Origin of the sequence: Ferruginibacter sp., from assembly GCF_031430955.1 — a bacterium.
GTDB lineage: Bacteria > Bacteroidota > Bacteroidia > Chitinophagales > Chitinophagaceae > Ferruginibacter.
This window is the reverse complement of sequence record NZ_JANPCM010000001.1, coordinates 1-8,990: the sequence shown is the minus strand read 5'-3', so window position 1 is coordinate 8,990 and position 8,990 is coordinate 1. Positions and strand designations below refer to the sequence as shown.

Here is an 8,990-nt window from a genome sequence, read left to right as displayed (position 1 = left end):
GGTTTCGTCTCAAACCCTCTTACCATTCCTGCAAAATTATTCCATCCTGCAAGTATCACCTGTATAATATGTACTAAAAAGAAAAGGCAAAATAAAATGGTTAAAATAAAATGTTCTGCCCTTGCCCATTCGTAACCACCTAATGCGGTACACAACCAATATAATTGTACTGGTTTATAAATAGCAAGTCCGGTTAATAAAGAACCAAGCCCCATAAAAATTACGCCGGTATAAGCAATACGTTGTGCAGCATTATATTTTTTTTGCGGCGGCAATCCTTTTTTTATATGCAGGTCGTGCAGTAAAACTAACCAGGCTTCTCTTAAAGATTTTTTATTCGGAAAAATGAGTTTATATTCTTTAGAAAATAATAAATACAGTATATACAGTAAACCATTTATGGCAAACAGCCACATAAAAACAAAATGCAAATTCATTCCTTCGGCCAGGCGAAAAGGAATGTTCAATGCTTTATTAAAAGAATCAGGAAAAAATTTTAAAATTGTTTTATCACCCCAGCCTAAACGGTACACATCATTGGCCCAGTAAATTAACATGCCGCTCCAAATCATTACACCCAGCACCGGAAAATTTATCCAGTGAAACCACCGTATAGCCAGCGGATGTTTTTGTATAATTTTTTTCTCCCCCATCACTATTTTGTTGTAAATTTTAAATAGCAATTTTAAGTTACGCAGTTAAATCAAAACCTCAAATTAAAAACAATGATTATTTTTTTTCTGTAAATGTTAAACTTGCCGAATTCATACAATACCTCAAACCAGTTGGTTTCGGCCCATCTTCAAAAACATGACCTAAATGTGCGCCACACCTGCTGCAGTTTACTTCGGTGCGTTGCATACCGTAGCTGTTATCGGTAACATCTTCTACATTAGCTTTTGCAATGGGTTGCCAAAAACTTGGCCAGCCGGTGCCGCTTTCAAATTTTGTGGCGGAGCTAAACAATTCCTGATCGCAGCAAACGCATTTGTAAATGCCTGTTTTATGATTATCCCAGTATTTGCCGGTGTAAGCAGCTTCTGTTCCTTTTTTACGTGTTACCTGGTATTGCTCGGCAGTTAACTGTTTGCGCCACTCAGCATCCGTTTTTTTTACGGCATAAGTTTTTGTTTGGGCAGATGAACAGCCTGACACAATTATAAATGCTGCCAAAAGTATATTTTTCATAAATTTTATTTGAAATAGATACGCAAGATGAACAATTTTAGTTTTAACAGCGCCAAACTTTTAACAAACTTTCGTGTTAACAAATTTAAACTATAAATTTATAAAGAAATAACCTTTTACACCAATGGGAATATTAAATCAGATTGCAGAGTACCTGTATTTAAAAAAGAAAGACCCCAATGCGCCACGTACGCAATGGATGAAATATATGCATGGCATTAACCGGCTTTCTATTTTACTTTTTTTACTGGCCATGATAATACTGGCAATAAAATTACTGCGTTGAAGATGTAAGGAAATTGTAAATACTTTTAGCCGCATTGGCAGAAGCATGCCCACCCTGGCTTAATAAATTTTTTAATGCAGCGTAATCATTTTTAAGCTGTTCCTGTTTTTCTTTACTGTTTAATAATGTTTCCAATTCTTTTTTAAGATTTTCTACTGTAAGATCGTCCTGTATTAATTCCTTCACCACTTCTTTATCCATTATTAAATTTACTAAGCCAATATATTTTATTTTAACCAGGCGCTTTGCAATTTGGTAAGATATAGAACTGCCTTTGTAACAAATTACTTCGGGCACTGCAAATAAAGCGGTTTCTAAAGTGGCGGTACCACTGGTTACCAATGCCGCTTTTGATTGTGCTAATAATTCATACGTTTTATTTACAACGGTTGATACATTATTGTAAGGCGCTAATAATTCGGTGTAAAAATTTTCATCAAGGCCGGGTGCTTTTGCAACAACGAATTGATAGCTGGGAAAATATTTTGCTACTTCCAGCATGATGGGTAGTTTTTTTAAAATTTCCTGCTGGCGGCTACCGGGTAAAAGTGCAACAATGCCGGAGTTAGGAATTTGTAATTGGGAATTAGGGGAAGTTGTAGCAGTATTTTGATCCGGTAATTCCAAATTCCTAATTCCAAATTCCTCAATTACTTCCACCAGCGGGTGCCCCACATATTCCACTTCGTAATGCCATTTTTTATAAAAATCTTTTTCAAAAGGTAAGATAACAAGCATTTTATCTACGCTTTCTTTTATACCTTTTACCCTGTTCTCTTTCCATGCCCAAACCTGCGGCGAAATATAATAAATGATTTTTATGCCCTGCCGCTTTGCCCATTTTGCAATACGTAAATTAAAGCCGGGGTAATCAATCAGTACCAGTACATCAGGTTTATTTTTAAGAATATCTTTTTTGCAAAAATCGATATTGCGAAAAATTGTACGCAGATTTTTTATCACTTCTATAAAACCCATAAAAGCCAGATCCCTGTAATGCTTTACCAATGTAGCCCCGGCGGCTTCCATTTTATCGCCGCCCCAGCAACGGATGACTGCAGCAGCATCCAGTTTACGCAACTCTTTAATAAGATTGCTGCCATGTAAATCGCCACTTGCCTCACCTGCTATAATATAATACTGCATAAATAATAGTTACCGGTGCAATTTACTGCATTGTTTATTTAAATATACTTTGTTTAAAAAGATTTCGGACTCACCGGCTATTACATGCAGCTGCGTTTAAACTACTGCCTTTATTAAAGCAGCAATTATTTTATCTTGAGCCAAAACTATTAAAAAAAGGTAGTTTTGGCTCAAGATATTTATATAATCTTAAGCCAAAACCGTAAAAAAAATGTACTTTTGGCTTAAGATAATTTAAAGTAATGGAAGTAAATATTATAGGCAGAGAGGAAGAAAAGCTTTTGCTGGACAGTATTATAGCCAATAAAAAAGCAGATTTAGCAGCCGTGTATGGCCGCCGCAGAATAGGTAAAACTTACCTTATCCGCACCTATTTAAAAAAACATATTGCACTGGAGTATTCGGGTATTCATAACGTAGAAACTGCTGTGCAGTTAGGCGGCTACTGCAGGGCAGTAGCCCAACAATTGAATAATAATATTGCCCTTCCCGAAGTAACCGATTGGTTTGCTGCATTTGATTTAACAGCCCGGTTGCTGCAAAAAAAAATGCGCCGCAAAAAAGTAGTTTTATTTTTAGATGAGTTTCCGTGGATGCAAACACCCAAATCAAATTTTTTGGCTGCCTTTGAACAATTTTGGAACACCTGGGCCAGTAAACAAAATAACCTTGCTGTTATTCTCTGCGGCTCTGCCGCCAGCTGGATGATACAAAATGTAGTACGCAATAAAGGCGGCCTGCACAACCGCATTACACAAAAAATTGCATTGCAGCCCTTTACTTTACATGAAACAGAATTGTTTTTAAAAAGCAAGAATGTACAATTAAACCGTTATCAAATTACACAATTGTATATGGCATTTGGTGGGGTGCCGCATTATTTAGAGCAGGCAGCACCCGGCTTAAGTGCTGCACAAATTATTGATAAAACCTGCTTTACTAAAAATGGTTTTTTGTACAACGAGTTTACCGATTTATACAAAGCTTTATTCGACAGTGCCGACAGGCATTTTAAAGTAATAAGGGCATTGGCTGCAAAACCTATGGGGCTTAGCCGCAACGAAATTATTAAAGTATGCAAATTGCAAAGTGGCGGCAGCACTACAGCCTTGCTGGAAGAATTGGCGGCATCGGGTTTTATTACACCTTATATACCTGTTGGTAAAAAAAGTAAAGACAGTATTTATAAATTAACTGACGAGTACTCTTTATTTTATTTAAAATTTATGGAAGCCAACCGCAGCGGCAGTAAAGGTACATGGGTACGCCTTAGCGATACACCCACCTGGAAAAGCTGGAGTGGCCTTGCTTTTGAAAGTATATGCATGAAACATATACCTGCAATAAAAAAGGTTTTGGGTATTACAGGCATTTACAGCGAAACCGCCATTTGGAAAAGCCGTGGCAACAGCAGCAAAGGTGCCGCACAAATAGATTTAGTAATCAGCAGGCGGGATAACTGTATTAACCTTTGCGAAATAAAATTTTATGAAAACCAGTTTACCATTGATAAAAAATATGCTGCTTCGCTGCAGCAAAAAAAATATATTTTTCAGCAGGAAACCAAAACCCGTAAACATCTTTTTATTACCCTCATCAGCAGTGTGGGTTTGCAGGCTAACGAACACAGTATTGGATTGATTGACCAGCAAATTACCTTAGATAATTTGTTTGTTCCTTTGCAAAAAGAAGAATAACATCCTGAGCCAAAACCCTGTTTTTTTATGAGTTTTGGCTCAGGATTTTTTTGCTGCAAAATTAACAGTTGATACTGATTATTTGAAAATATTACGCTTTCACTGCTTCAATAATTACACTTTCCATTGTTACCATTTTGCCATTTAACTCAAAATCGGGATCCTGTTTTTCTATGGCCTGTGCAATAGTAAAACCATTTTGTGCAAGCAGTTGCGTTGCATCCTGTTTACTAAACATATTAAAACCGTATTTTGTAAATGGATAATTTATCATTTGCCGCTTTGGCCGCAGGGTAATAATAAATTTTCCTTTAGGTTGCAACACTCTTTTTATTTCATCAAGAATTTTAATGCTGTCATCCCAAAAATAAATAGTGTTGATGGTAAATATTTTATTGAAACTTCCATCAGCAAAGGGAAGCGTAATGCCGTTAGTTAAAACAAATTTTGCCTGCCCGTTTTTTATCCAGGCTTCATTTATTCTTTCCGCCTCTGCAATCATTACTTCCGAAAAATCGGTACCGGTGTATTGTATGCTGTTATGTTGCTGCAAAATTTTGTTTACAAAAAAACCATTGCCCATTCCAATTTCTAAAACGTTATCGCCTGCTGCTGCATTTACTATAGCCAGTGTATCTAAGTGGATGTGTACATTGCCACGGTTCATCCATTCGCCGGTTTTTATTCCTTCTTCGCCGGTGGGCTGGCGGAGTTGAGCGGCAAGTTGCTGAAGGGATTGTTCATCCATGGGTAGATAAATTTAGTTGTATGAATAGCTTAAAGACAATCTACGCTGCAATAAAAGTTCAGTAAAGATTTTCTGTACAAGAGTGTCTCGCCTTAGGCCAGACCACCGCAGCCAAATAGAATTAATAAAGCCCGGCTCAAAAAATGAAAAACATCATCTTCTTCATTTCCTCCGCCGCGGCGGAGATAGGGGCTTTATTTCTCAAACACCTCAATCGTGGCATTAATTCCTCTTTCGGTAATGGCATCGCATTGCGGTTTTAATATTTCGTAGCTGCCTTCTTTTACGGCGTATTTGCCTTTGGTGTGGATGATCATGCTGCATTGTTCGGCCTGCTCTTCGGTATGGCCGCAAACTTCCATCAGGGTTTCTATCACCCATTCAAAAGTATTTACTTCATCGTTCCATACAATTAGCGAACTGGTTTCGTCGGATGTGGTTAATACATCGGTGTACTCCCAGTTTTTTATTTCGGTATGTGTTTGTACTGCAGCCATGCTAACACAAAAATAATATCATTTTTGTATAAAACAGCGCAATGCAACATTTAAGGCACAATAATTGTCTGGATATGCAGTTACATTACTGTACAAAAAAAATTACCAAATACCATGCTGCGGCTCACCAGGCGAAAAAAAGAAGGCACCGAACCACCTGCAAAAAAGCAGGCCGTGGTATTGCCTTTGCATACTGCCAACCGCAGTTTAGATTTTTTGGTGGAGCTGATTAAAAAAATACGCCCCGATAACCCCCGTAAAATTGCAGAAGCCGAATTAAGATTTAAAGCCGTAATGTACCAGATAGGGCAGGAGCGTACGTCCTTATTTTCTTTACGCAAAGCATTGCTGAGCCAGTTTGTAAAAACAAACATTGTAACCGCACTTACCGAAAGTGGTATTGTTAGCAGCCGTGGTTTTGTGCAGGAACTGCTGGGTAAACTAAAACATAAAATATTACCGGCGCTGCAAAGCCCCGATAATTTTTTGTACGTTATCAATAAAATTTTTTATAAAAAAAGCGATCATATTTGGGTGGAAGGTATGGACCCTGAGTTGTGGAAACAGTTTTTTGAAATGCTGGGCATACAAATTAATCTTACCGAGCCGGCACTGATAAAACAATTACAGCAATCGCTGCAGTTATTAAGTTACCGCATTACAACGCTGGGTTTAGAAAAAGAAATGACCCACCGTTACGAAAATATTGATGATGCTATTTATCCTTTTTTAGAACAGAACCGTTTGGTGAACGATTATTTAAAAATTTACCAGGCTGGCGGCAACGGAGAGTCGCAGCGGATATTGCTGGGTAATATTACCGAGGCATTGCACAACTGCAACCAGAGCATTCAGTGGATAAGGGACCAGCGTAAAACTTATGGCACCAGCCTTGCACAAACTTATATACTTACCCGGTTGCAGCAGCAAATTAACCGCCTGTTTATAATTATTGATGTGCTGGACAGTGATAACGCATTGAACACCGAACGGTTTGCCGATTATTTTAAAACCGTAGTGCATAACGAGAACAAAAAAAATTCTATAAAAGAATTTTTAAGTGAAAACACGGGGTATTTAGCGTACCAAATTGCAGAGCATGGCGGCCGAACCGGCGAAAGATATATCACCACCACCCGAAAAGAATTTTGGAAAATGTTTTGGAGTGCTGCAGGCGGCGGCATAATTATTTCTTTTATAGGCATAATAAAAAACCTGCTGGGCAAAATGAAGCTGGCTCCTTTTTGGCAGGGCTTTTTGTACAGTACCAATTATTCGCTGGGGTTTATTTTAATACAGGATACCAACAGTACACTGGCTACTAAACAGCCGGCATACACGGCAAACAATGTAGCCAGCTCTTTTGATGTAGAAAAAATTGGCGAACAACCCGACTTACGCAACCTTGCCATAACTGTTGCAAGGGTAAGCCGTACACAACTGGCATCTTTTGCAGGTAATTTAATGGTAGTTTTTCCGCTAACTTATTTACTGGCTTTTTTATTTTTTGAAATTACAGGAACAAAAATTGCCGAAGGCGCAACGGCACATAAATTACTGGTAGATCAGCAGCCCTTTCACAGCCTGGCATTATTGTATGCCTGCTTTACCGGATTTTTTTTATTTGCCAGCGGTTTAATTGCCGGCTATGTAGAAAATTATGTGGTGTACGGCAAAGTTGGCGACCGGCTCCGCAGCCTGTCTTCTTTTAAAAATACTTTTAGCGAAAAGCGACGTTATAAAATTATTCATTACATCGAAAATAATTTGGGCGCACTGATAGGTAATATTTCTCTCGGTTTCTTTTTGGGCATGGCAGGTTTTTTTGGAAAAATATTTGGCTTACCTTTCGATATCCGTCATATTACTATTTCGGCAGCCAATACTGCCATTGGTTTTTTTGGTATGAACAATATTATCAGCACCAAAGAATTGTGGTACACCCTTGCCGGTGTGTTTAGCATTGGCTTTTTAAATTTTGCAGTAAGCTTTAGCCTGGCATTTTTTGTGGCCGTAAAAAGCCGGGGTATCCATTTAAAAAATTACCCCGAGTTTATTGGTATTATGTGGCGCTACTTTAAAAAATATCCACGTGATTTTATAAAAGCACCTGCGGTGCGTACGGCAAATCAATTAAAATAATTTTTTGAGCCGGGCAGCATTTCTTTTTTCAACTTCATTGGTCTGGCCTAAGGCAAGACACTCTTGTACAACATAACTTTATTGGGCTTTTATCCAAGCGGGAATGCGGTTTAAATAATTTTATACTTTTAAAATCTGTCTTATACCAATTAGACATTGAATCTATCCGATTAAAAAAATGTCAGGTTGAGCTTGTCGAAACCGGTGCAATGTCAACCCGCCTTCGACATCCGCCTGTGGCGGAGACAGTATGATTTCAATGTATAATTGGTATTAATTAAGCTAAACAGAATACAGTTTGGCTAAAGCCATTTTATTTTATTTGCATTACCACGCCTTTAAAGGCGTGGTAAGGTAAATTGATGTTGGCGGCTTTAGCCAAATAAAAAATAAATAACTTAAACAGCTTTTTAATTGGTAGTATTTTTATTGCTGCCCCTGAACAAACTAATAAATAACCAAAACAATGGCCAAATAATTAGTAACGTAATTGACTGACATAATAATATCATAAGGCCGGGTGTTCTTTCCGTAAATAAAATTAACGATGGAAATAGTACAGCCGGGTAGAATACATAATATAATATGCCATCGCTTACTAGATTATTCGTTGACCAATAACTGTAAACTGTTGCAAGAACTACATAAACTAAAGCAATATAGAATGCCAGTTTTTTATTCGATAACTTTCTTTTTATCACTTGCCGATTAGTTGGTTAATAATCTCCGCCTTGTTTCTTGTCTCACGAAACATACGCTGCAATCTTCGCTTCCGTTAGATTGTATGCTATTTAGCAATCAAATAAACACACTGTAATTATTTGAAATTGGGTTCATAAATTTGTATTGCACTGACATTTTCAGGCCAGGTACCGAAGCGAATGGTTCGTGAGACACAAACCAAGGCTGGGCAATACCAATATTAGCCACAGTAGCTTTCGACTATTGTCTTTGCTTCATCTTTAAGTTTCTCAAACGACTTTTTAAATTCGTCACACTTTTCAGTTAGCAAAGGATTTGATTTATAAACTAAGCCTGCTCTTTTTCCAAGAAAAGTAAATCTATCTTTCATGTCCCAAAATAAATCCCAATCACAACCCTTAACTTTTGGAAAAGCTGCTTGCAAAAATGCAAATTCATTTGTCTTGAATGTGTCTCTAACAACGCCAATTTTTTGTAGTTTTTTAAGATGCAATAAAGGTAGGAACGCTGGATATTCTGTTTTGTTGATTATAAAGCCTAATGAAAAAACTTCAAGATTTGGAAGTCCTTTTACAAATTCAAAA

Annotated in this window: 9 protein-coding genes; 3 read left to right on the top strand and 6 right to left on the bottom strand. The window is 37.5% G+C overall.

Features of this window, described 5'->3' with window-relative positions; genetic code table 11:
* Positions 1–653, bottom strand: a 653-nt coding sequence (locus tag ACY65O_RS00045; RefSeq protein ID WP_462218798.1) for a cytochrome b/b6 domain-containing protein, incomplete at its 3' end; no start/stop codon positions are given.
* Positions 654–729: 76 nt separating this feature from the next.
* Complete coding sequence (gene msrB, locus ACY65O_RS00040) at positions 730–1,188, bottom strand: peptide-methionine (R)-S-oxide reductase MsrB (protein ID WP_462218797.1); 459 nt, start codon at positions 1,186–1,188, stop codon at positions 730–732.
* A 124-nt stretch (positions 1,189–1,312) separates the two neighbouring features.
* Here msrB and ACY65O_RS00035 point away from each other — a divergent pair, with 124 nt between their 5' ends.
* Positions 1,313–1,474: a DUF6728 family protein gene (locus ACY65O_RS00035; RefSeq protein ID WP_462218796.1), complete on the top strand. Its 162-nt coding sequence runs from the start codon at positions 1,313–1,315 to the stop codon at positions 1,472–1,474.
* On the opposite strand, the gene lpxB is transcribed toward ACY65O_RS00035, so the two are convergent.
* On the bottom strand, positions 1,463–2,620 hold the full coding sequence (gene lpxB / locus ACY65O_RS00030) for a lipid-A-disaccharide synthase (RefSeq protein ID WP_462218795.1): 1,158 nt from the start codon (positions 2,618–2,620) through the stop codon (positions 1,463–1,465). The two genes, ACY65O_RS00035 and lpxB, sit on opposite strands and share 12 nt — an antisense overlap.
* A 242-nt stretch (positions 2,621–2,862) precedes the next feature.
* Between lpxB and ACY65O_RS00025 the strand changes: the two genes are divergently transcribed.
* Positions 2,863–4,317 carry an AAA family ATPase gene (locus ACY65O_RS00025; protein WP_462218794.1) on the top strand — a complete coding sequence of 485 codons (1,455 nt, stop codon included), beginning with the start codon at positions 2,863–2,865 and terminating at the stop codon, positions 4,315–4,317.
* A gap of 91 nt (positions 4,318–4,408) precedes the next feature.
* Here ACY65O_RS00025 and ACY65O_RS00020 read toward each other — a convergent pair whose 3' ends face one another.
* Together ACY65O_RS00020 and ACY65O_RS00015 are read right to left on the bottom strand one after the other, a co-directional pair.
* Positions 4,409–5,065 carry a class I SAM-dependent methyltransferase gene (locus ACY65O_RS00020; RefSeq protein ID WP_462218793.1) on the bottom strand — a complete coding sequence of 219 codons (657 nt, stop codon included), beginning with the start codon at positions 5,063–5,065 and terminating at the stop codon, positions 4,409–4,411.
* 194 nt (positions 5,066–5,259) lie between these two features.
* A complete protein-coding gene (locus ACY65O_RS00015; protein WP_462218792.1) occupies positions 5,260–5,562 on the bottom strand; it encodes an ATP-dependent Clp protease adaptor ClpS in 303 nt (100 codons plus the stop codon).
* Between the two features lie 114 nt (positions 5,563–5,676).
* Between ACY65O_RS00015 and ACY65O_RS00010 the strand changes: the two genes are divergently transcribed.
* Positions 5,677–7,704: a hypothetical protein gene (locus ACY65O_RS00010; RefSeq protein WP_462218791.1), complete on the top strand. Its 2,028-nt coding sequence runs from the start codon at positions 5,677–5,679 to the stop codon at positions 7,702–7,704.
* A gap of 922 nt (positions 7,705–8,626) precedes the next feature.
* On the opposite strand, the gene ACY65O_RS00005 is transcribed toward ACY65O_RS00010, so the two are convergent.
* Positions 8,627–8,990 (bottom strand): hypothetical protein (locus tag ACY65O_RS00005; RefSeq protein WP_462218790.1); only part of this gene is annotated, 364 nt, incomplete at its 5' end.